The following is a 303-nucleotide window of genomic DNA, read 5'->3' as shown; positions in this document are numbered from 1 at the left end:
CGCGCAGGGAAACAACCGGCACGCGTCCGCCCACGAACTCGGGCAGCTCGCGACGCTCCAGGTAGCTGCACTCGGGCAGCACGTAGTCGGCCAGCATCGCGGTTTCTGACATCTGCACGTCGAAGACGACCATCAGATCGAGGTTCGCGAAGTCCTCTGCCAGCTGGGCGGGGTTGGAATAGCCGGCCGCCATGTTTGAGTTGTAGAAGAACAGGCCCTTGACCTTGCCCTCCTTCGCCATCTCGGCGACGTAGAGGTTGGTGCCCATGGAAGAGAGCGCCAGCGGGTACTCCTCGGCGCCCC

Annotated in this window: 1 protein-coding gene; it reads right to left on the bottom strand. The window is 64.0% G+C overall.

Going from position 1 to position 303, the window contains the following annotated elements; translation table 11 throughout:
• The coding region (locus NE591_RS14205; protein ID WP_256156976.1) for a molybdopterin-dependent oxidoreductase at nucleotides 1-303 on the bottom strand (303 nt) is incomplete at both ends.

The organism is Adlercreutzia sp. DFI.6.23 (assembly GCF_024462535.1).
In the GTDB taxonomy this organism is placed as follows: Bacteria; Actinomycetota; Coriobacteriia; order Coriobacteriales; family Eggerthellaceae; genus Adlercreutzia; species Adlercreutzia rubneri.
The sequence above is the reverse complement of the archived record's forward strand: the minus strand, read 5'-3'. Positions and strand labels throughout refer to the sequence as shown.